The following is a 21,063-nucleotide window of genomic DNA, read 5'->3' as shown; positions in this document are numbered from 1 at the left end:
TATTGAAGTTTTTATTTTAAAGGATTAAACTTGTTATAATTATATAATAAACGAATCGATAGGAGGCTGTAATATGACAGAAATTCAAATCAATAGGGTAAAACAAGCTGGAGTTTTACCTACAGATAAGGCTCTTGGTTTTGGCAAAATCTTCACGGATCATATGTTCGTGATGGACTATACGACGGAAAAAGGCTGGCATTCTCCACGGATTATTCCTTATGGCGGTTTAGACGCCAATCCAGCCATGCTTGTCTTTCATTATGGGCAAGCCATATTTGAAGGTATGAAGGCCTTCCGAACAGCAGATAACCACATTAACGTATTTAGACCCTATGAATATTTAAATCGTTTCAATCGATCCGCAAAGCATCTTTGCATCCCCGAAATGGACGTTGAGCAAGTCCATGATGCCTTATTTAAATTATTAGCCTTAGAAAAAAACTGGGTTCCCGGTGATCCCGGCACCGCCCTTTATATCCGTCCCTTTGTGGTTGCCGACGAACCTCATCTCGGAGTTAAAGTCGCAGACAGCTATCGATTATTTATCATCCTCTCTCCGGTAGGAGCATACTATGAGACCGGCTTTAATCCTGTCAGCATCAAAGTAGAAGATAAGTTTGTAAGGGCTACCAAAGGTGGATTAGGGGAAGCCAAAACCCCAGCCAACTACGCAATGAGTTTAGCCGCCCAACAAGAGGCTTATGCGGAAGGTTTCGGTCAAGTCCTTTGGTTGGATGCCGTCCACCGCAAATATATCGAAGAAGTCGGAACAATGAATATCCTCTTTAAAATCAATGGCGAGATCATCACTCCCGCACTCAACGGAAGCATTTTAGGGGGAATCACCCGTAAAACCGTTCTGGAACTCTGCCGGAGTTGGGGACTGAAAGTCAGCGAACGCCAGATTTCAATTGATGAAGTCTTTGAAGCTTATGCCAAAGGCCAATTGGAAGAAGTTTTCGGTTCCGGAACGGCAGCCGTAATTTCACCGGTGGGTGAACTTTCCTGGAGAGGTCAAAATATCGTAATCAATAATAATCAAACCGGTGAATTTGCTCATAAATTATTTGATTATATTACAGGTGTTCAATCCGGTAAGATTGCGGATCAATATAATTGGATGGAAGAAGTTAAGGGCTAAAATCGTATTCTTTTAAGCGGGGCTGTTGCAAAACAGCCCCTTTTTCGTGTGCGCATAATTATGGATTAGGTCTTTTTTAATTTTAACAAGACTGTACAAAACTCTCAAAAAGCTTGCGGCTATGTTCTTCCGTCTTCAACGCTTCGGGATGCCACTGTACCCCCATGCAAAATCTTGCTCCAAGCTTTTCGATTCCTTCGATAATCCCGTCCGGTGCAGCTGCGTTTTGAATAAAGCTATCCGGCACCTTATCCACGGCTTGATGATGAAAACTGTTGACCTGAATCTTATCGCTATTCAAGATATCTTTTAATTGCGAACCGAGAATCTTAACCTCATGCCACGCATATTCACGGGGAACAGTTTGGCTATGTTCAAGGGTATGAGAACATTCGGAACGAATGTCTTGATATATCGTTCCTCCGGCAGCCACCGCCAGAACTTGAATCCCGCGGCAAATCCCCAGCAGCGGGAAATCAGATTGCAAAGCCTGCCATGTTAATAGGAGCTCCCCCTGATCTCGTTCCGGAATACATCCCTCTATTCCTCTTTTCGGCTGTTCTCCAAGAAAGGAAGGGGCTATATCCCCTCCGCCTGTGAGGATTAACCCATCGAGAAGATTGATTACAGCTTGAGCTTCCTCTTGGGTTTGGATCGGCGGAATCAAAAACGGCTGTCCTCCTGCTTTTCTAACCCTTTCAACATAAAATTCACGGGGAAATGTTTTTAACTCTTCTGTACAATGTGCAACCGTAATTCCAATAATTGGCTTTTGGGCCATGATATACTCCCCCTCATTCTCTTTTACAGAGTATTATTTTATCATATTTGCTGATAGACCAATTAGACTTCTTATTCATATCATAAAATAATAAGGGATAGGAAGTGAATGGCGTGCCGAAAGAAGAACTCGATTTAAGTTTAATCTATGAAGAAAGAGCCGGGGATTTTCTCTTTCTTTTGGGCACGATATTGGCCTTTATTTCAAACTTTCAAGCCGAACAATCACTTCGCACGGAAAAAACCTCAAGCCTCAAGCCGGCTGAAGAAAAATCAGCCAAGACTATTATATTCGCAAGTTGGCTGTTCTTTCTGGCTAGTATCCTATTCACCCATGTTGCCATTATGCGCTCAGTCGATTTAAATTCATCCTTAACCCTAAAAACCTCTCATTCACTGATTAAAGGAACTAAACTGGCAGTGTTAGGAAATTTATTAAAGTTTGCCGGCTTTGGAATAACCGCAATTGCTTATCAGTTAAAGTTAATCCATATCAAAATATAATGGAGGGTAACTGACTAACAACAACCCCCACCATCAGACGAGCAATCACAACTGGATTCTGTCCCGGTCAGCCAGCCCTTGATAATGGCCAAGGCGCACCCCACACCCGGATTGACTTCTAAGGCATGAAACGGACAGTTCTTAACACACGCACTGCATTCGATACAATGGTCTTTATCAATAATCCTCGATTTACTATCAAGGATTTTAAAAATCTGTTAATACCCCACCGAGCCTTCCACGAACCCAATATATCGTGAAAGGTCAAGTGAGTCGATGTCTCCATGATTCTAAGCTCTCTGCTCGTGCTAAGGGATAACATATTTCCACCTCTTCACATCACTTAAGCCTTAATTGCACCACTCATAATCCGTGCTTTAAGGTCTAAAACCTTATTTTCGATGGTTCTGGCCGTTTTTATAAACTGATCATCGCTTTTTCCGGTTGGATCCTCCAGACCCCAGTCTTCTCTGTATTTACAAGGTACATAAGGACAATTCACATTACACCCCATCGTAATCACGATATCCGGTTGTGGGATATCGTGAAACAGCTTAGAAAATTGCGTCTTTTCCATATCGATGTCATAGAGCTGTTTGATAATCCGAACAGCGTCCTTATTAATAGAAGGTTTTGTTTCGGTACCGGCTGAATACGCTTCAAAGACATCTAAAGCGTATCTTTTGCCAAGTGCCTCAGCCATCTGAGAACGACAAGAATTGTGTACACAGACAAAGGCAACCTTTACTTTATTCATGAATAGTTCCTCCATGTATTCGTTAATCATTCTTTATTTCGCACATTGTTTTTCAGACCGAAAAGCAATCTTTTTAAAATTACTAAATCGAGTTTGCAATCCCATTCTTATTAAAATACTTTCTCTTAAAATAAAGAGCGAGATTAACGAGTGAGATCATCACCGGCACCTCAATCAATGGACCAATTACAGCTGCGAAAGCTTGGTCTGAAGCAATTCCAAAGACTGCAACGGCAACCGCAATAGCAAGTTCAAAGTTATTGCTGGCTGCGGTAAAAGAAAGCGTGACAGTCTGTTCATAATTGATGCCTTGCTTATAAGACATGTAGAAACTTCCTAAGAACATAATTGCAAAATAGATTAACAACGGTATGGCAATTCGGACGACGTGAAACGGTAAAGCGACAATAAATTGTCCTTTTAACACAAACATTACGATAATCGTGTATAACAAAGCAATTAAGGCGAGTGGCGAGATTTTAGGAATAAAGACTTTCTCATACCACTCTTTATTCTTCACCCGGAGTAAAATAAAGCGGGTCAAAAATCCAGCAGCAAAAGGTATTCCCAAGTAAATCAAAACGCTCTTGGCCACATCCCCCATTGCAACATGAACAATTTGCCCACCCCAGGAAAGTCCTAACCATTGGGGCAAGACAGTGACAAAGAAATAAATATAAACCGAATAAAAAATAATCTGGAAGATTGAATTTAAGGCGACTAATGCCGCGCAATATTCATTGTCCCCTTTGGCCAACGTATTCCAAACGATAACCATCGCGATGCACCGGGCAAGGCCAATAATAATTAGACCAATAGCATAGTTTGGCATATCTGGCAGCAATAAAACTGCCAGGATAAACATCAACACAGGACCTATTATCCAGTTTTGAACTAAAGATAGTAAAAGAACCTTTTTATTTTTGGTCACTTTCCCGATTTCTTCGTACTTAATTTTCGTCAGTGGCGGATACATCATAATAATTAAACCAATAGCAATAGGCCATGAAATCGTTCCGGTACTCATGTTTTCTAAAGTCTTAGCAAGATTCGGGAAAAGGTATCCCCCTAAGACCCCTACCCCCATCGCCAGAAAAATCCATAACGTTAGAAATCGATCGAGAAAAGATAGTTTCGCTGGGGCTTTAACACCCATATTTGCAACCTCCCTTTTGATTATTTTCTTTTACGGTCGTAATTTTATCCAAGAGTTTTTTCGCCGCTTCACAGCCCTCTTTACTTAAAGAGTAGTACATCCACTTGCCCTCACGACGGCATTCCACGAACCCCGATTCACAAAGGATCTTCATATGGTGTGACAAAGTGGATTGTCCAATATTCAGATCCCCCAAAATTTCGCAAGCACAACGTTCACCACTCTGTAACATCTCAATAATCATTAAGCGGTTCGAATCACTAAGTGCCTTAAAAACCTTGGCGTTCGCTTCATAACTGTTTTCCATATCTTCATTGGCTCCTTGTATCTATAATTATCGATATGTTTATTATATGTTTGATATCGAAGAATATCAATATGAACAAGGCAATAGTTTACTCAGATCTTCCGGCCTATCCCAAAAAGAAAAAGCGAAGATTTACTCTCCGCCGTACATTCTGATCGATTACGCATCAATTTACACGTTTCTATGAAAAAAATATTCATTGATAATTCATATCTGTCTTTTCCTCTGTCAGAAACTCGCGCAGAAGTTTCGCTCCCCCCCGATAAAAAGCCGTTTCAGCTTTCTCTTCCAGACGATCAAGGAACTCAAAAATCCAAGACTTTAAATGCTCATGAAAAAAGTTAATCTGCCAATTCTTAATAGCTTCGTCTTCATTCAGCACTTTAGAGTTCGCACGTCTATGACAGAGCTCAGCCATAAAGAATAGTTCAACGGCTATATGATCCGGAATTAAATCCCAGCCCTCAGCGAATTCAATCTCCCACTCCTTAAGAATTCGTTGCATATCCTGAGCAGGCTCCTGCCAAAGGCGGCCGAATGTTCCGTCGATATTCCGATGGGTGTAGCATGATTCATACGGGAAGGTTAAATTCGGTCCAGGTATGTGAAACAATCGGTCATAATCAAGTTGAAGCTCCTGATAATAGCCCAAATCGTTTTGAGCCTTTTCTAGAGCGCTTAAAAGCTCTGCTTTTCCTTTAGATTCAGGAAGTCCGAACTGAAGTTGCTTTTGAAAATGAGGATTTAACCAAGTATCATCTATCTTTCGAGCCAGAAGAGTGGCGAAGAGATTATAGAGGACCGCACGGGAAGTCTCCGCTTCTTTAATATCTAGCGAAGATATTTGCTCAACACTTTGCTGATCCATACTAGAAACCCTCCCTTATATTAGTATTTTCCCCAGTAGCAGAGATATTACCCTTTTTAATCAGGTGCAACGATGGTGCAGAGTTTTCTCTGCACCATCAACCTTTTTTGCTTAAGCCCGGCAAATTATGAGTTTCTTATTTTTAGGGTATTAAATTAAACCTTTTCAACCCTTACACGTGAGTCATAGAAGGAACAGCTCCCACCGATTTTATCTTCGAGACAGACGTTACCGATGGAATCATCAAGACGCATCGCGTAGTTAATATTAACTCCTTTACCACGAGTCTTATCGCCGGTTACCGTTTTTCCATCAATGATCGTATCTGCAGCGCCATAATGCCAGTGACCGAATCCTACACAAGCACTGACGACACCGGGGCGAATTCCCGGGCGAAGGAGTACCTTTCCAACAACTCCGTCTTTATTTGTGGGTCCACTAACTTTTACCGTATCTCCATTCTTCAGCCCAAGTTTAGCTCCCTCTTCATCATTCATTTCAATGAAGTTTTCCGGTAGAATTTCCATGAGCCAAGGTGCGCTTACAGTACGGCTTTGAGTATGGAAGGCCGTTTTATAGGTCGTCGTAATAAAGGAATATCCATCATCTTTAACTTCCTGATCTTTTGCATTCATGATCGGCTGATACAGTGGCAGTCCATCGAAGTTATTCCCCGTCATGGAATCTTTCGTTGTTGCGACTTTCTCGGAATAAAGGTTGCATAGATTTGCAATTTTATTTTTCATCAATTGACCGTCATGGGTTCCACTCGGATCAAAAATACCCCCACGATCTAGGATATATTTTACTTTTTCTTCTTCCGTTGCCCCCGGAATCTTACCATATTGGTTGGCAAGATTCGCAACGAGTTTTAGATACCAATCTTCTTCTTTATTAAGCGACATTCCGGGACCAAAACCATTATCGCCGAAGTTCGGAAGACCCATCATCTTTGCAATATCAATCATCATATTTTCAACGGATTTTGTATTGGGTAAAACTTTGGTCATAGGTCGACGTACAGAAGTCGATGTACCAAGGATTGTCGGAGCAGCTCCTGTTACACACCACTGTTCCATATACGTAACATCAGGTAAAATATAGTCCGCATACATTGTCGTATCGGCAATTACAATATCGGTTGAAATGAAAAGTGGTACTTTTTTTGTATCTTTTAGTGTGGCAATTACACTTTCTTTAATTGCGGGTACAGAATAGGCCGGAGTGCCCATATGCAACCAGAGAATCTTGCAAGGATAGGGATAACCATCAGCTATACCTGCAACTACTTCTTGGTAAACATTGCTAGTTAGTGGGAACCAAGGACGTTTAGCCGGGTAACCTTTAGTCTTGAATTCTGTGCTATCTTCATACTTAGCCTGTTCACGGGAGATTCGAACACCTTTTGGGCTCACCGCACCCGGGTTAAGTTTAAAGATTGCGTAAGGTCCCTTGTCTCCAGCGTAACTTACGTTGCTTCCGCCGACCTGATATCCGCCTTTATGGTCAATATTCCCCATGAGAAGATTTAGGACGCAGATTGTTCGACCATTTTGGAAGCCATTGGTGTGTTGAACCGGTCCACGATAATAATCGGCTACGGCTAATTTGCCATAAGAACTAAATTCATCAGCAACTTGAATAAGAAGCTCTTTCGAAATACCACTGATTTTAGCATATTCATCCAGTGTTTTTTCTTTTGCACGTTCGCTGAGTCTCTGAAAGGCGGTTTTGCAAGCAATACTGTTTACAGTCACTTCACCTAAAAGGTCTCCAACATCTGCCTTACCTGCGAGGGTTGGAGTTCCACCGACCAATACGACAAAATCGTCTTTCGTCCCACCGAGACCAGACTCATCCCCACGTAAGAACTTGCCATTGTCAAGACGAATAAGATAGGTTGCGTCAGACCAACTACTTTCACCCTTTTTGGCTGCTACATCTTTTGAAGGTACTTCCAAAAAGGATTTGTTATAGCGCTTATTATCTATGATCCATTGAACGATTCCCATCGCCAGGGCTGCATCTGAACCGGGAAGAATTGGAACCCAAACATCTGATTGTGATGCTGAGACAGAGAATCGAGGATCAACAGTAATCAGTCTTCCACCTTTTGTACGGAAATTAGCTAACTTACGACTTAATCCATTCATCGGAAAATTTGCTTCACCATAGTTAGCACCAAAGTTTAAGATAAGTTTTGCATTTTCAAAATCGGGTTTTAAATTATTCTTCCCAGCAAAGGTTTGAGCGGAAGAAATATGATGACTCTGTTCACATGCTGTTGTATGATCAAACCAGTTAATGGAACCAAGGCCATTATTGACAAATCGCTTAGAAAAATCCGCCCGTGCATTTTCAATCCGACCTGCTAAGAAAATAAATTGGTTCGCCTTCGGTCCGAGTTCAGGAGCTGCTGGGTCAATGGGGGTTTCCAAATCGCGAACCGCTTTTAACCCTTCAACGTTCCCCTCACCAAAAAGGTCTCCACCCTCAATGATCTCTTTGTAGACCTGCTCCCAACTAATGGCCTGCCATTTATTTTCTCCACGTTTTCCAACTCTCTTAAGGGGTTGTTGAACTCGTAAAGGATCATATAAGAGTTGTAACCCTGCTTGGCCCCTAGGGCAAAGTTTACCTGCAACCTTGCGAGCCTCTTGGGGATCAGTAGAATAAGACAGGGGACTATCTGTAGTCATCTGGCTATACGGATTTCCATCAAGTTTAATTACGACACCATCCTTAACTTTACCGCGAAGACTACAGTCGCTGCGACAACCTAGACACGTAGAATAAACAAATTGAACACTAGGATCCGTATCTAACGTATCACTTATGGGGGAACCTTGTTTCCAGCTGGGAATATCTGAATCCGAATTTGCAAAGGCCAATGGGGCAACCGCTAAGGAGGCACCTAAGGCAGTAGCTCCCTGTAAGAACTTACGGCGTGTAACATTCATTAAGAAACAACCCCTTTCTTGGTATTCGAGATGGTTGATTGGGGCTTCGAGGATAGGGATTTAACCAGGATACCGATGACTCCAAATCCAACAGCGGCTAAAACAATCGTAATAATGATGTGGCTGGACCTAAGGGGGTACTCCATCAGCGAATTGCCTGTCATAGGGAGCGTTTGACCTCCGATGACAAACGTAATTCTCATAATTAAAGCACTCAAAACGACTAAAATAGCTGAAAGATTGACAAAGGATCTTTTTGAAGGACCAAGAGAGAGAAGAACAAAAGGTAAGAATAAACCAATCCCGTTTTCTAGCCCAATAAATGTAAAACCCTCTTGGTGGAGAAGATAGTATCCATTGGCATATTGAGCATCATTTCCGTTAAGAAGAACAATAACAAGGATGACCATCAGCAAAAGATCAGCTAGGATAAACCACTTGAAAAATTGGGCTAAGGCTTGTCGTTCATTCGCTAAAGAACTTCCGGACATTTTTTCATAGAAATTCAGAACGAGAAGAACCATAGCTGTTCCTGAAGCGAGAGCCGAGAAAAGAAAGATTACAGGCATTAACGCGGTATTCCAGAGGGCATGAGCCTGAACATTTCCAATGAGAAAACCGGTATATGCTTCTAAGCCTAAAGCTAATACGAAAGAAGCCATGCCAAAGGTTTTGATGTTCTTTTCATTCTCTTGTTTCAAGTTTAAAAGATAAAGGAGTAACGCAATTCCATAAAGAAGGAGAATAAAGACTCCGTAGGACATGGGCGAGGTAGCATGGAAATTAAACAAAAGGCTAATAAAGCGTAGAGGCTGCTCTAGGTCAAAGATCAAGTGTAACGGAGCAATGATGAGTAAGGACAATCCAATGATAGCACCGACTTGAGCCGTCTTCTTCAGCTCCTTTACCCCAAAGATGGGTCCTAAACTCGTTACTAATACCGCACCGGCACTAATTCCGGTATAGAAAAGGTACATCGCGATGAGTAAGCCCCAAGGCATCTCATGGGCAGTCTGAAATAAATGAATAGTAGGCATTATTTATTACCTCCCACTATTTCAATATAATTTTGACGAAGAATCTTTTCGTCAGCCCCAATATAATAAGTCTGGGGACCGTTGTTTGTTTCTGGTTTTAAAACTTTAACCGGCTGGGTAGCCACTAATTTGGCAACCTCACTCGTTGGGTCATTTAAGTCACCAAAAACACGAGCTCCCCCGATGCACGTATTAACACAGGCTGGGAGCAGTCCGGCTTCTACCCGTGCATGGCAGTAGTCACATTTTTCAGCCGTTTTTCTCTCAGGATTGATAAACCTTGCATCATAAGGGCAGGCCACGATACAGTATTTGCATCCAATACAACGACTGTAATCAATGACCACCGTTCCATCTTCTTTTTGCGTTGTGGCTTTTACCGGACAAACCTTCACACACGATGGGTTCTCACAGTGGTTACAGAGCCTGGGCAAACGATGGCGGGAGACATTGGGGAATTTTCCGGTCTCAAGCTCATCAACCCAGTTACGGAAGACACCAAGCGGGACATTGTTTTCACTTTTACAAGCCACTTGGCAAGCGTGACAACCCACGCATTTGCGTAGATCAATCACCATTGCATACCGTTTTCCCATTTTCTCAACTCCTTTTAAATTTTGTTGCCACCTTCGCCAAATATGGGCGGGCACAGAGGTTTCTTTCCACACCCTATCGGTCCAATTCATAAAAAATGGACTCGAAGGCAGGTGAACTCTTTCACTTAATAAAATCTTAGCCCCTTATAGGCAATCCTTGTAGAAGGGAAACTCCTAAAAATAGTTCTTGTACTCCCTATAAAAAAGAGAACTACCTGTCAGGGTTTTTCCCGACAGATAGTTCTCTTTTTGCGAAACATTTCTTAGTGTTTACTCAATTATCCCATGATCCAAAGCATATCTCACAAGGTCCGCTCGTTTTCTCATTTCAAGTTTTTCCATCAACCGACCCTTATACGTTTCCACAGTCTTAATACTAACATGCAGCATGTCCGCAATTTCATGATTCGTATGACCTAATGCGAGATAGCGAAGGACGTCTCTTTCACGGTCACTTAGAAGTTTGACATTCTTTTCTTTTCTTTCCGTATCAGCAGGGCTAACCAACTGACGATAAACTAATTCCGCTGCCATAGATGGATAAATAAACATTTCTCCACGAGCCACAGTGCGAATAGCCGAAAGAAGCTCAACATCAGCAGCCTTTTTTAGGACATACCCTTTTGCCCCTACCCTAAGAACAGCTTTAAGGTATTCTTCATCATCATGCATCGTGAGCACCAAGATTTTAAGATTTGGATGGATTTTCATGAGCTCTTCAATGCAATCCACTCCATTTAACTTTGGCATCGTCAAATCAAGAAGGAGCAAATCGGGTCGAAGAATATTTACTTGTGTAATCGCCTCTTCTCCATCAGAAGCCTCACCGACGACTTCAATATCTGTTTCCGCGTTTAATAACAACTTGAGCCCCGCCCTCAAAACCGCGTGATCATCTGCTAAAAGAATTCGTAATTTCTTTTCCAATTTAAGGTCCTTCTTTCTCAAACTTCGAAGTCCGACTTGGCGGGCACCTTAATAAAAATTGTTGTTCCCTTGCTTGGCTGTGATTCGATCCGAAAAGTTCCTCCAAGCAAGGTCGCTCGCTCCTGCATCCCAAAAAGGCCTAAACCATGACTGGGACCGGTAATCACCTTTTCGGGGTCAAATCCTCTTCCATCGTCTTCAACAATGGCTGAAACCCAATCTTTTCTCCAATCTAAAAGAACAGAAACCGTTTGAGCATTTGCATATTTAGCAACATTAGTCAAGGCTTCCTGAATAATTCGGTAAAGGGCGACTTCGGCAGGCGCCGAAACCCGTTGACCATCAAATCCCATGTTATGAAAATCGGCTTCAATTCCATAGGTTTGCCCATATTCGCGGACATAACGCTCAAGAGCTGGAACCAAACCCAGATCATCCAAAACACTGGGACGCAAATCGCGGGCTAAATGATGCACTTCATCCAGAGTCTCAGACACCAGCTGCCTCATTTCCCGAAGTCGATCTCCAACATTACAGAAGGATGCCTCTGACTCCAGAACCTTTAGGTTGACCATTAAAGAGGTCAAGGCTTGGCTTGTTTCGTCATGAAGTTCACGCGAAATCCGTTTCCGTTCTTCCTCCTGTGCTGTAATTAATTTTTCAAGCAGCTGCAATCGCATTTCTTCCTTTTCTCGGAGCTGTAGAAGAAGTTCCTCACGTTCTAGGTCGTTTTCACTTAAGCTTGTAGTCATTTGATTAAAGGCTTTGGTCAAAACACCAATTTCATCCTCCGAATGTACGATTCCCTGAACCTTTAAATCCCCTTGAGCAACCTTTTGCGTAAGAGAAACCAGATCACGGATCGGATGGGTTAAAACCCGGGTCAAGATAACCGCTGCAATAATACCTACTGCCGATACAAATAAGGCAATGGCCAAGAAACTCCAAACCATCGATAAGACGGCTTTGCGCAGTCCTTGCTCACCCATACCCACCCGGGCCGTCCCTAATTTTCCATTCAGAATCGGAACCGCAACATCCCGTACGACCCCGACTTCCGTCCGAAAAGCGGTTAGGTGATATTTTTCTTTCGAATCGACTGGGTTAGCCTTCAAAAGTTCTGCCGGGAAAGCATCCCCAAAGGTATGGGCTAAGACATTTCCCTGGGGATCGACAATAAAAATATAGAGAGCATCCTGATTGTTCTTTACCGTTTCTTTGATCATCTCATACACCGAATAGGTATTATTAATAAGCAAATCGTTGGTCGCTCGGGCAGCCACATCACTCCCGATCGAAACAGCCCGTTTATCGAGCTGATCCCGCAGATTCGTCGTTAAAACGTTTCCCATTTGCCAAACCATCATACTGGTTAAAAGTGCCACAACCCCAACCACTAAACCAAGAATTTTATACTGAATTTTAACTTTGGTAAGAAATTGAATAACCGGCCGAACAATCCGCTGTTTCATAAAAATTAATTATCCTTTCGACTCCTGCTGGGCAAGAGCTAGAATAGCATTAACCATAGTTTCAACCGGCTCATACGCCTTCGGGTTGGGGAGAACGAACCGATCATAAATCAGTGCTTTTAAAGCTTGCTGACCGAGTGGGTCGCTATCCATCTGAAGTAATGCTTCCTGTAAGGCTGTTTTAAGATTAGGGTCAATATTATGATTCACGACAACCGGTGGGCTTCCAACTTCCGGCGATTGACCGATAATCCTCAATTTACCGGCGAGCGTTGGGTCCTTAGTCACGGCATACTGATAGACTAAGGAATCCACCCCTGCTGCGTTTACAACATTATCTAACACGGCCTTAATCGAATTATCATGACTGTAGGTATAAACGACACGGCCAAAAAAATCCTTGGGAGTTGTTTTAAGCTGTGTAACCATATAGGTCGGAGCAATAGTTCCGGAAAAAGAGATCGGATCCGTAAAGCCGAAAACCTTACCTTTTAAATCCGAAAATTGCCGGAAGGAGCTATTGGCATTGACGATAATATACGATTGATAGGTCGATTTACCGTTTACTTCCGGAACGGCGAGCAACTCCAGATTATCCTTTTTCCCAACGACATAAGCACCGGAACAGATAAAGGCAACGTCTACCTGTTGGTTCTTGACTAACTCATTAATTTCTTGATACGTTTGACGCTGCACCAATTGGACCGGACGTCCAATCTTCTTTTGGAGATAATCCGCAAACGGTTGATAATTTTCGACCGTCTCTCTCGGCGAGAGGACGGAGGATATTCCCACTTTCAAGACATCTTTATTCTCAAGCGGCTGTGGATTCGTTTGGGAATGATCGGACGGCTTAATACTCACTTGCGGTAAATTTGCCGTTCCTTGACAACCGGAAAGAATCAGCATAGAAAAAATCATGATGAAAACGAACTCAAAGTAGAAACCTGACCCGCGCTTATTCACCGGACCAACCTTCTTTCTACAATAGGCTTCATAAAATCTTGAGAATGATTCTTCCTCTTGAAAACTCTCCCGATAAGTATATCATGCTTTTTAGGGCTTAACTATTTGAAATGATGGGATACTAAATATAGCTCCAATTATCTCAGTGTAGAAAAGAGCCCGAACCCCATAATTTGCTATGAGATTCGGGCGTATCATCCTGTTCTTTTTAGCTCGCCGCATTGTTACTTTCATCTTGCGGCAAGGCTTTCATTTCACTTTTCACAGCCTTTTCCCCGTTCGTCTTAGCATAGAAACTATAAAAGACGCATTCCAGGCGGGGGGTTGAGCGGTGTTATTACATCTTCTTCAGACGTCTTGCCAATGATTTCGTCGACTGCTTCGGTCAAGGCAATTCTCACTTTCTCAATTTGCTTTTCACGTTCGGAGTTTAATTGTCGTTGTGAAAATGGGGCATCTATTGCAACATCTTGCCCTAACATCTCCGAAACAGTCATCGCCTTCGTTACTTTACCACTTAATCTTTCTGTAGCCCGAAAGGCACAACGTTTTTCGCAGCCATCAATCGTTATCGTCGGGAAATTCTGGGTAAAATATCTTTCCTCTTCCCCTCCGGCCAGAAAAAGAGGCAAACAAATTGTGACTGTACGACCGGGTCGAGAGCTTTCCAGCACTCTTCGCGAAGCAATCCGGGAAAGGCACCCTCCGGCAAATTCTTCGCCACTGCACGAAATAATACCGACTTTCTTAACCTCAAGCACCTTGATTCCCCCCTTGCAAAGCCTCATCCACTTTTGCCGCAATCGTTTCTGCCAGGTCATCTGCTATTAAGAGACCCCCATCGGTTAACTGGGTAGCGGAACCGGCCTGTACACCCCGATGGTTACGAAAAGCATCTACTACCCTTAATGATGCATAAATCTGGCCCCCAACCAAACGAACATTCTTTTCCGCACACATTTGTGGGCACCCATCAACAGTAATGGCCTTTCTACCGTTCATTCGTTCTTGAATTTCTTCATCTTGAGTAACGATTTCTGCTAAACAAGCAAGTTCTGTCGCTTTGGGTCTTAATTCGGTAACAACCTTAAACACCGCTTCCCTTCCAATTAAGCCGTGAACTTTTCCCATTCCACTACAAGGAACAAGAAAAACCAAGTTCTCCTTTGTCATTAAAAATCAGCCACCTTATTTTTCAATTTTGCTACTCTTAGACGTGAAATTCATCAATCTTTCTTTTTAGTATTGGGAAGTAACCTGCGAAATCATGGAGCAAGTCCTTATCATTTTCAAAGTCAGATAACTCCATTTCCGCAATCCATCCCCGTTCATACGGATCTTGATTGATTAGTTCCGGGGCCTCCTGTAGCTTCTCGTTAATGGCAGTGATAGTTCCGCTTACCGGGGATACAATTTCAAATACTGCTTTAGTTGATTCAATATTGCCCAATTCATCAAACTGCTCAATTTCAGTTCCCACTGAAGGTGAATCAAAGAACATAATATCTGACAGACTTTTTTGTATAAAGTCTGTCACTCCAATTCTAGCTTTATTGCCTATAATGTAAGCCCAGACATCATTTTCGTTGAAATAAAAGCCACTATCTTTTGGAACACGGAAAACAAATTTATCTTTTTTATAAACCTCATAGGTTAGATTTTCCGGAAAGAATAAAGTATCACCTTCACAAGAATCGTTAACCTGTTCCTTTGTTAGCTTGTTAATAATTTCAGCAACCAAATTAAATTCATCTTCATTTAAGCGCAACCCCTTAGAGAGCACTATTCCTTGGCTTTTGGCTTCTTCGGTAATATTTATCTTCTCTGCAATTTTCAAATTCTTTTCCGCAGCCAGCTTACTCGCGCAACGTGTTGCACAGCCATCAATGACGAGCAAAGGTTTTTCCTGTGCCAGCATATTAAATCTTGCATCAATAACATGATAGAGCGTCGGACAAATAATATCACTATTCGTTAATTCTGAAAGCAATAAAGCCACTTCTTTAGTAATGCTTCCTGCACATTTGTCTAATCCATTGCAAGGAAGTATTGCATAGGATTTACTCATTCCCTCCCGCTTCCTTTCTAATTAATTTTATATAAGCAGTTGTTTCATTTTTTTTAGGGAAAGTAATGGCATCAAGTCCACAAGTTTTACTGCACGCGCGACAAAAAACTACACAGTTATTCGGGTTTTTTACAACAAATTTTCTATCCGCATCTTCATTGACTTCAAACACTTGATGTGGACAAAATTTCGTACATTCTAAACAGTTATTGCACTTATCATAATCAATTCTTGGACTCCAATCGATCTTGTTTCTTGGAACACCCATAAATGTTGCTTCACTCGTCATTCTTCATCCCCCTCAAATCCTAATTTTTGAAGTGCTTTTTTCACCACGTTAAAAGCCTTTTCATTCGTCATGTCACGTATATCAAGCATCACTGCATCCTTCTCAACATCCAATCCGGCATCTTTAAATGCTTGCTTAAACATCTTTTTCTGCATGTTCGGTGCACAAGCGCCTATTATTACTTTTCGGTGTGCTTTTAAAAAGTCGGCAAGATATCTATCCCCATCCTCTTCACAGAGCTGGGGATGGATAATGCCATATTCTACCGGCAACTCAACCCTAACCTGATTGATAAAATCCCAAATATCCATCGCTTGAAAACCCGGACACTTTCCCGTGCAAACGCACATGATGAAACCGAATAATTCTTTTTCTTCCATAACCCAATTCCTTCCTTTCTAATTCCTAATCCATCTTTCTTTGTAGCTGGGCACTTACACCAAAGCTCCTCTTCACAAGCACTGTGCTGATCGTTACGAGCATAAGTCCAAGACCGTAGACCTGAAATAACCTATCAAAACTGGATACGGCAACAATTTTCCCGCCGATAGCTGTACCAATTCCGCCACCCCCCATAAAGCAGAAAGCAACGAGTGACATCGCTATACCTCGGGCCTTAGCCGCAAATTCGGTAGCAATTGTGAGAAAAGTCGAATGGGCCAACATAAAGCCACATCCCATGAGTCCGATCGCAACCACGACAACCGGTAGGAAACTTCCCATCGTCACCAGTAAAAGGTCCGCGATGAATGCTAAGCTTAAGCCAGTAACAGCCGTTTGTTTACGGCCAATCTTTGCAGCTATCGCTCCTGATTTTCGACCTGCAAGAAGTGCCATAATCCCAAATGCAGTCATGACCATGCCGATCATGAAGTTATTCAGATCAAAGGTCTTTTTTATAAAGCCCCCGAGAAAAGAAAAGGAACCTAACAGGAAAAAGCCTTCAAAGATGACTAAAGTATAGATGATAAGACTGGAAGGATTTCTTAATAAACTGATGTACGGCATTAAAGCTTTACTTTCCTTATTCTTTGTTGAGGGTATCTTTCTTCCAATAGTAAAGAGCAGTAAGGAAGATAGAACCGCTAGCCCTGCGTAAACGCCAAATACACCTCTCCAGTTCAGAAAATAAGCTATCGAGCCACCAATAGCCATACTCAAACCTTGACCCAGAAATGATATCCCCATAAAAGAACCAATCGCTGACTGTCTTTCTTCCATTGGAAAAACATCACCAATAAGTGCAAGAGAAACCGGCATGACTGCCGCTGCAAACATTCCTGTAAGCGCCCTGTATACTGCCAGATCAGGAATGGAAAATGCAAATGCGCAAAGGGCAGTAGCAATAGTAAACATAGAAATCGAAAAGGTTATAACCTGGCGCTTACCCAGACGCTCTGCTAAATAACCGTAGAGCAACTGAAACAGACCAAAAGGAAGCATATAGGCAGTAATAACAATTGAGGCTGACGCAACATCCACATTCATGTTTTGAGCAATAGACGGAAGAATCGGCGAAACTACCCAATTATCAGCCATTGTCACAAACCCCGCTAGCCCTAGGATTAAAATCATCTTTTTCTTATCCACAAACCCCATCTCCCTCACTTAAACCACTCGTTCCTCGTATTTAGGTTCCCTCTTTATTTAAGTAATGAGGCTTTTGTCTCTTCGATTTGACGAAGTATAATCGCTTCGGCCAAATCAATCATTGCACACACCTCCTCATTTTTAAGTGAGTAGATCACCTTTGATCCATCTTTTCTGCTTTCGACAATCCCCTGATTTTTTAAGACTGCAAGATGTTGAGACGTATTCGATTGCTCGGAATCAAGATTGGGGAGAATATCACAAACACACAGTTCTCCATTCCTTAACAACTTCACGATTTGAATCCTCGTCGGATGAGCTAAAGCTTTAAACACATTGGATATGAGTTGATTACCCATCGTTGCCATTTTTCCACCTCATTTAATTATTTTAGCATATTAGATAAATCTAATATGCTAAAATAATTGTACTCCATTTTTTAGACATGTCAATCCCTTTTCGAAAAGTCAGAATAACACGAAAAACCGAGGCTGCGGCCTCGGTTTTTTATTGTCCTCTCTAAACTGATTAATTAAAGAAAGCTTAGTTGCACTTCGAGTTTATCTGCAGAAATATTTATCTTCTCGTGGCGCACAAAAACGGGGCTGTTTTGACAGCCCCTACTTTATTTCTATTTTAATCAAATATCCGTTAATCCCAGACTAATTTCAATCGCTTGATCCACTCTCAGCATGACCTCTTCATCGAGCACTGCCACTTTTTCTTTAAGACGACTTTTATCAATGGTCCGAATTTGCTCCGTTAAAATAACAGAATCCCGTTCCAATCCGCTGCGTTTTGCACGGACCTCAACATGAGTGGGAAGTTTTGCTTTCGCAATCTGCGAAGTAATCGCCGCGATGATAGTCGTCGGACTAAACTGGTTTCCGATATCATTTTGAATTACTAAGACAGGCCTAGTACCGCCTTGCTCGGAGCCGACGACGGGGTTGAGTTCAGCATAGTAAATTTCCCCGCGCTTTATAATCATCCCTGACACTCCATATGTTTTTCCAAAATATATTTACTTGCTTCTTCTTCCGTAGGCGACAATTCCTTAGCAATAGCCAAATTCAATTGAGCCATTTCTTGATAGCCCTTTTGCATTTGCTCGCGTATTCCCTTTCTCCGCCGTTCATGGAGAATACTATTAATAGCCTCACGAATAAATTCGCTGCGATTTCTCTTCTCCAAAGTAACAATTCCATCTACTTCCGCAAGCAAACTTTCCGGCAGACTTATCATAATTCTCTTACTTTCTGCCAACATCAGCACCCCCAAGTCCTTAGCCATAGCTATACTTCATTATAGACACTTACGGCAAAAGGTGTCAATGAACTAAGCCCTGCAGGCAAGCCAAAAGCAGCGATATAAGGCGATTTACCCGGATGTAATTTATGGAAGAAGAGATTTTCGCGGTTAAGCTCTTTCATCAACATCTCTAGTATGTGAGTATGGCTTTATTGATATACTTAGCTTATGTCATAATTCTTTGAACCATCGTTTGATGTGCCAATAATTCAAGCTGATCATCTAAGGCTGTTAGCTTTTTCGTGGTTCCGGTCCGTTCAAAAGCAAGACTGAGCAGTAAATCCGCAAAATGAGGGTTTTTGGGTAATAGCGGTCCATGAAGATAGGTTCCAAAAACATTTTTATAGCGCACCCCTTCGGTGCCATCTTGACTGTTATTTCCGTTTCCATGCAGAACCTGCCCCAATGGTTGAAGATCCTTGCCAAGAAAAGTTTTCCCCGAATGATTTTCAAAACCAACTAAAGTTTCCAGGGGACTTGAGGATAATTGAGCACTCTGTTCATACAGCCGGCCTTCTAATTTAACCACCACATTGCCAATCAGACGTTTTGATCCCGCTTCCGTCCAAAGATCCAGAAACCCTAATCCCGGAATTTTCTTTCCTCCGGACATTTGATAGTATTGCCCAAGAAGTTGATATCCACCGCAAATCGCCAGCACAACCAATCCGTCTTCGATTGCAGCTTTTAATTCCCGTTTTCTCTTCATTAAATCTTCAACAAGGATATTCTGCTCACGATCTGAACCACCGCCGATAAATAAAATATCAATTTTTGATAAATCCAGCGAGTCCCCAATCGAAACCCTTTGTACCCCAGTCTCAATCCCACGCCACTGGGAACGCTGGACTAAGGTTAAAATATTTCCTCTATCTCCGTAGAGATCTAATAAATCCGGATAGAGATGACCGATCTTAAGCTTCACTCTTTTCCCTCCTTGCCTGTGTCCCTTCCTCTACTGCCTTCTTCTTAAGAATCTCGCGCACAGGAAATAGGGCTGTATATGTGGGGAATACGAAGGTCGCTTCTTCACCCGTATCCGCTGAATGTAATTTCTCTACGGCATTCTCTAAATCATGCTCAATCTTTAGTTTTTCCACCGGAAGGCCAGCATATTTCAAGCGTAAAGCCATATCTTCCGCTCTTAAACCTGCACAGATAATCTCCTGAACCCGATCGGCATGCTCTCCGAGTATTTCAAATTGAACATCCCACAGCCAGGAAATATCCCGTCCATCCGCCGCTAAATCATTAATGACGATCAACAATCGGACCTGCTTAGCTTCCGTGCCGATCACCGTTTTTAGGACTTGGTTAAATCCCGTCGGGTTCTTAACCAAAGTGAGCGTAACTTTACCTCCGGGTAAGTTGAACTGTTCCATGCGCCCGGCTTGAGGAATAAATTGGCGAATTCCTCGTTCAATCTCTTGCTCGCGAATCCCTAAACGCTTTGCGGCCGTAATCGCGGCAAGGGCATTATAAAGATTGTAATACCCTTGAAGCCCCAGAGAATACTCGGTTACCCCGACTCTAAATCTAAGGCAAAGCTCTTCGGGATGAACTTCTTCAGCCAAAACCTGCACCTGTGGCCGCTCGAAATCACATTCCGGACAGCGGTATAAACCAAGCTGACCATAATGAAATAAGCGGTAACTCAACGGAGCCCCGCACTGGGGACAGAATCTTGCTTCTCTCGTCTCCGAACTCTGGGTTTTGCTCTCCGGCGTCTTATCTACACCGAAGTAAAGCGTATGCTGACTGCCAATCCCAAACTGCGCAACAAGAGGATCATCTGCATTTAAAATAAGATGGCATTCCGGCGGAAGCGCATTTTTCACTAACTTTACAGTAGTATCAAGTTCACCGTATCGATCCAGCTGATCACGGAAAAAATTAGTAATAATCGCTATATCGGGCTTGACTTGCTCGCAAAGTTTAGGAACGGTGGCCTCATCAACTTCAAGCAAAGCCAGATGGACATTTGCTCTTCCCCACCAGCTTGTATGATGTAAAAGAGCCCCGGTTATTCCCGTCACCAAGTTCGCCCCGGCTTGATTAAATGCAAAACTTTTGCCGGAGGTTCTTAATATATTGGCTAAAAGATTTGCTGTCGTTGTCTTACCGTTTGTTCCTGTGACAATGACAATCCCTTCTTGATACCCTTTTGTTAGCTCTCTTATAATTTGAGGATAAATCTTAAGTGCAACCCTGCCCGGCAGGGTTGTTCCTTTTTTTCCGAAGAGCCGCAGGAGCAACGCTATCGTTTTACCCGCCCATAAAGCTCCCCAAAATCGCCATATCCGTTTCACCAACGTTTCTCCTTCACATTTC

24 protein-coding genes, 1 pseudogene and 1 riboswitch are annotated in these 21,063 nt (G+C 42.4%); of the genes and pseudogenes, 2 read left to right on the top strand and 23 right to left on the bottom strand.

Annotated features, from left to right (window positions below):
• Positions 1 to 73 precede the first annotated feature (73 nt).
• Positions 74 to 1,144, top strand: a complete 1,071-nt coding sequence (locus VB077_RS09335; protein ID WP_323414953.1) for a branched-chain amino acid aminotransferase — start codon at positions 74 to 76, stop codon at positions 1,142 to 1,144.
• Between the two features lie 82 nt (positions 1,145 to 1,226).
• Here the strand turns inward: VB077_RS09335 and VB077_RS09330 are convergent, their stop codons facing one another.
• Entirely contained in the window at positions 1,227 to 1,925 is a 699-nt protein-coding gene (locus VB077_RS09330; protein ID WP_323414952.1) for a gamma-glutamyl-gamma-aminobutyrate hydrolase family protein, read from the bottom strand.
• A 113-nt stretch (positions 1,926 to 2,038) separates the two neighbouring features.
• Here VB077_RS09330 and VB077_RS09325 point away from each other — a divergent pair, with 113 nt between their 5' ends.
• Complete coding sequence (locus tag VB077_RS09325) at positions 2,039 to 2,428, top strand: hypothetical protein (RefSeq protein WP_323414951.1); 390 nt, start codon at positions 2,039 to 2,041, stop codon at positions 2,426 to 2,428.
• Between the two features lie 14 nt (positions 2,429 to 2,442).
• Here VB077_RS09325 and VB077_RS09320 read toward each other — a convergent pair.
• The 22 genes and pseudogenes from VB077_RS09320 to VB077_RS09215 all read right to left on the bottom strand — a co-directional run.
• Positions 2,443 to 2,631 (bottom strand): annotated as a pseudogene (locus VB077_RS09320) (4Fe-4S binding protein); the annotation flags it as partial.
• A 140-nt stretch (positions 2,632 to 2,771) separates the two neighbouring features.
• Positions 2,772 to 3,185, bottom strand: coding sequence for an arsenate reductase ArsC (locus VB077_RS09315; protein WP_323414950.1), 414 nt, complete (start codon positions 3,183 to 3,185; stop codon positions 2,772 to 2,774).
• A gap of 82 nt (positions 3,186 to 3,267) precedes the next feature.
• A complete protein-coding gene (arsB, locus tag VB077_RS09310; RefSeq protein WP_323414949.1) occupies positions 3,268 to 4,341 on the bottom strand; it encodes an ACR3 family arsenite efflux transporter in 1,074 nt (357 codons plus the stop codon).
• A complete protein-coding gene (locus VB077_RS09305; protein ID WP_323414948.1) occupies positions 4,331 to 4,648 on the bottom strand; it encodes a metalloregulator ArsR/SmtB family transcription factor in 318 nt (105 codons plus the stop codon). Before VB077_RS09305 ends, arsB begins: the two co-directional genes overlap by 11 nt.
• A 196-nt stretch (positions 4,649 to 4,844) precedes the next feature.
• Positions 4,845 to 5,516 carry a molecular chaperone TorD family protein gene (locus VB077_RS09300; protein WP_323414947.1) on the bottom strand — a complete coding sequence of 224 codons (672 nt, stop codon included), beginning with the start codon at positions 5,514 to 5,516 and terminating at the stop codon, positions 4,845 to 4,847.
• 155 nt (positions 5,517 to 5,671) lie between these two features.
• Positions 5,672 to 8,476 (bottom strand): molybdopterin-dependent oxidoreductase, encoded by a 2,805-nt coding sequence (locus VB077_RS09295; RefSeq protein WP_323414946.1) that lies wholly within the window; start codon positions 8,474 to 8,476, stop codon positions 5,672 to 5,674.
• Positions 8,476 to 9,513, bottom strand: coding sequence for an NrfD/PsrC family molybdoenzyme membrane anchor subunit (gene nrfD, locus VB077_RS09290; protein WP_323414945.1), 1,038 nt, complete (start codon positions 9,511 to 9,513; stop codon positions 8,476 to 8,478). Before nrfD ends, VB077_RS09295 begins: the two co-directional genes overlap by 1 nt.
• The gene (locus VB077_RS09285; RefSeq protein ID WP_323414944.1) at positions 9,513 to 10,109 is read right to left on the bottom strand and encodes a 4Fe-4S dicluster domain-containing protein; all 597 of its coding nucleotides are present in this window, start codon (positions 10,107 to 10,109) and stop codon (positions 9,513 to 9,515) included. Before VB077_RS09285 ends, nrfD begins: the two co-directional genes overlap by 1 nt.
• Positions 10,110 to 10,121: 12 nt before the next feature.
• Positions 10,122 to 10,228, bottom strand: a riboswitch (molybdenum cofactor riboswitch).
• 151 nt (positions 10,229 to 10,379) lie between these two features.
• Positions 10,380 to 11,036, bottom strand: coding sequence for a response regulator transcription factor (locus VB077_RS09280; RefSeq protein WP_323414943.1), 657 nt, complete (start codon positions 11,034 to 11,036; stop codon positions 10,380 to 10,382).
• 17 nt (positions 11,037 to 11,053) lie between these two features.
• Positions 11,054 to 12,508 carry an ATP-binding protein gene (locus tag VB077_RS09275; protein ID WP_323414942.1) on the bottom strand — a complete coding sequence of 485 codons (1,455 nt, stop codon included), beginning with the start codon at positions 12,506 to 12,508 and terminating at the stop codon, positions 11,054 to 11,056.
• A 9-nt stretch (positions 12,509 to 12,517) separates the two neighbouring features.
• The gene (gene phnD / locus VB077_RS09270) at positions 12,518 to 13,474 is read right to left on the bottom strand and encodes a phosphate/phosphite/phosphonate ABC transporter substrate-binding protein (RefSeq protein WP_323414941.1); all 957 of its coding nucleotides are present in this window, start codon (positions 13,472 to 13,474) and stop codon (positions 12,518 to 12,520) included.
• Positions 13,475 to 13,770: 296 nt separating this feature from the next.
• The gene (locus VB077_RS09265; RefSeq protein WP_323414940.1) at positions 13,771 to 14,235 is read right to left on the bottom strand and encodes a putative zinc-binding protein; all 465 of its coding nucleotides are present in this window, start codon (positions 14,233 to 14,235) and stop codon (positions 13,771 to 13,773) included.
• Entirely contained in the window at positions 14,228 to 14,647 is a 420-nt protein-coding gene (locus VB077_RS09260; protein WP_323414939.1) for a putative zinc-binding protein, read from the bottom strand. Before VB077_RS09260 ends, VB077_RS09265 begins: the two co-directional genes overlap by 8 nt.
• Positions 14,648 to 14,684: 37 nt before the next feature.
• Positions 14,685 to 15,542 (bottom strand): putative zinc-binding protein, encoded by an 858-nt coding sequence (locus VB077_RS09255; protein WP_323414938.1) that lies wholly within the window; start codon positions 15,540 to 15,542, stop codon positions 14,685 to 14,687.
• Positions 15,535 to 15,831 (bottom strand): ferredoxin family protein, encoded by a 297-nt coding sequence (locus VB077_RS09250; protein ID WP_323414937.1) that lies wholly within the window; start codon positions 15,829 to 15,831, stop codon positions 15,535 to 15,537. Before VB077_RS09250 ends, VB077_RS09255 begins: the two co-directional genes overlap by 8 nt.
• Positions 15,828 to 16,211, bottom strand: a complete 384-nt coding sequence (locus VB077_RS09245) for a hypothetical protein (protein WP_323414936.1) — start codon at positions 16,209 to 16,211, stop codon at positions 15,828 to 15,830. The genes VB077_RS09250 and VB077_RS09245 overlap by 4 nt, the downstream gene beginning before the upstream one ends.
• Before the next feature lie 25 nt (positions 16,212 to 16,236).
• A complete protein-coding gene (locus tag VB077_RS09240; RefSeq protein ID WP_323415128.1) occupies positions 16,237 to 17,430 on the bottom strand; it encodes an MFS transporter in 1,194 nt (397 codons plus the stop codon).
• Between the two features lie 44 nt (positions 17,431 to 17,474).
• Entirely contained in the window at positions 17,475 to 17,780 is a 306-nt protein-coding gene (locus VB077_RS09235; RefSeq protein ID WP_323415127.1) for a metalloregulator ArsR/SmtB family transcription factor, read from the bottom strand.
• Between the two features lie 281 nt (positions 17,781 to 18,061).
• The gene (locus VB077_RS09230; protein ID WP_005817423.1) at positions 18,062 to 18,412 is read right to left on the bottom strand and encodes a type II toxin-antitoxin system PemK/MazF family toxin; all 351 of its coding nucleotides are present in this window, start codon (positions 18,410 to 18,412) and stop codon (positions 18,062 to 18,064) included.
• The gene (locus VB077_RS09225) at positions 18,409 to 18,687 is read right to left on the bottom strand and encodes a CopG family ribbon-helix-helix protein (RefSeq protein ID WP_323415126.1); all 279 of its coding nucleotides are present in this window, start codon (positions 18,685 to 18,687) and stop codon (positions 18,409 to 18,411) included. Before VB077_RS09225 ends, VB077_RS09230 begins: the two co-directional genes overlap by 4 nt.
• Positions 18,688 to 18,898: 211 nt before the next feature.
• On the bottom strand, positions 18,899 to 19,657 hold the full coding sequence (locus VB077_RS09220; RefSeq protein ID WP_323414935.1) for a glutamine amidotransferase: 759 nt from the start codon (positions 19,655 to 19,657) through the stop codon (positions 18,899 to 18,901).
• Complete coding sequence (locus VB077_RS09215) at positions 19,647 to 21,041, bottom strand: Mur ligase family protein (RefSeq protein WP_323414934.1); 1,395 nt, start codon at positions 21,039 to 21,041, stop codon at positions 19,647 to 19,649. The genes VB077_RS09220 and VB077_RS09215 overlap by 11 nt, the downstream gene beginning before the upstream one ends.
• Positions 21,042 to 21,063: the final 22 nt, after the last annotated feature.

The organism is Desulfitobacterium sp., assembly GCF_034927245.1.
In the GTDB taxonomy this organism is placed as follows: Bacteria; Bacillota; Desulfitobacteriia; order Desulfitobacteriales; family Desulfitobacteriaceae; genus Desulfitobacterium_A.
The sequence above is the reverse complement of the archived record's forward strand: the minus strand, read 5'-3'. Positions and strand labels throughout refer to the sequence as shown.

Excerpts from the sequence above, each read along its gene's own strand:
- VB077_RS09335 (WP_323414953.1), top strand. The coding sequence starts at position 74 with ATGACAGAAATTCAAATCAATAGGGTAAAACAAGCTGGAGTTTTACCT.
- VB077_RS09330 (WP_323414952.1), bottom strand. The coding sequence starts at position 1,925 with ATGGCCCAAAAGCCAATTATTGGAATTACGGTTGCACATTGTACAGAA.
- VB077_RS09315 (WP_323414950.1), bottom strand. The coding sequence starts at position 3,185 with ATGAATAAAGTAAAGGTTGCCTTTGTCTGTGTACACAATTCTTGTCGT.
- arsB (WP_323414949.1), bottom strand. The coding sequence starts at position 4,341 with ATGGGTGTTAAAGCCCCAGCGAAACTATCTTTTCTCGATCGATTTCTA.
- VB077_RS09305 (WP_323414948.1), bottom strand. The coding sequence starts at position 4,648 with ATGGAAAACAGTTATGAAGCGAACGCCAAGGTTTTTAAGGCACTTAGT.
- VB077_RS09300 (WP_323414947.1), bottom strand. The coding sequence starts at position 5,516 with ATGGATCAGCAAAGTGTTGAGCAAATATCTTCGCTAGATATTAAAGAA.
- VB077_RS09295 (WP_323414946.1), bottom strand. The coding sequence starts at position 8,476 with ATGAATGTTACACGCCGTAAGTTCTTACAGGGAGCTACTGCCTTAGGT.
- nrfD (WP_323414945.1), bottom strand. The coding sequence starts at position 9,513 with ATGCCTACTATTCATTTATTTCAGACTGCCCATGAGATGCCTTGGGGC.
- VB077_RS09285 (WP_323414944.1), bottom strand. The coding sequence starts at position 10,109 with ATGGGAAAACGGTATGCAATGGTGATTGATCTACGCAAATGCGTGGGT.
- VB077_RS09275 (WP_323414942.1), bottom strand. The coding sequence starts at position 12,508 with ATGAAACAGCGGATTGTTCGGCCGGTTATTCAATTTCTTACCAAAGTT.
- VB077_RS09260 (WP_323414939.1), bottom strand. The coding sequence starts at position 14,647 with ATGACAAAGGAGAACTTGGTTTTTCTTGTTCCTTGTAGTGGAATGGGA.
- VB077_RS09255 (WP_323414938.1), bottom strand. The coding sequence starts at position 15,542 with ATGAGTAAATCCTATGCAATACTTCCTTGCAATGGATTAGACAAATGT.
- VB077_RS09250 (WP_323414937.1), bottom strand. The coding sequence starts at position 15,831 with ATGACGAGTGAAGCAACATTTATGGGTGTTCCAAGAAACAAGATCGAT.
- VB077_RS09245 (WP_323414936.1), bottom strand. The coding sequence starts at position 16,211 with ATGGAAGAAAAAGAATTATTCGGTTTCATCATGTGCGTTTGCACGGGA.
- VB077_RS09240 (WP_323415128.1), bottom strand. The coding sequence starts at position 17,430 with ATGGGGTTTGTGGATAAGAAAAAGATGATTTTAATCCTAGGGCTAGCG.
- VB077_RS09235 (WP_323415127.1), bottom strand. The coding sequence starts at position 17,780 with ATGGGTAATCAACTCATATCCAATGTGTTTAAAGCTTTAGCTCATCCG.
- VB077_RS09230 (WP_005817423.1), bottom strand. The coding sequence starts at position 18,412 with ATGATTATAAAGCGCGGGGAAATTTACTATGCTGAACTCAACCCCGTC.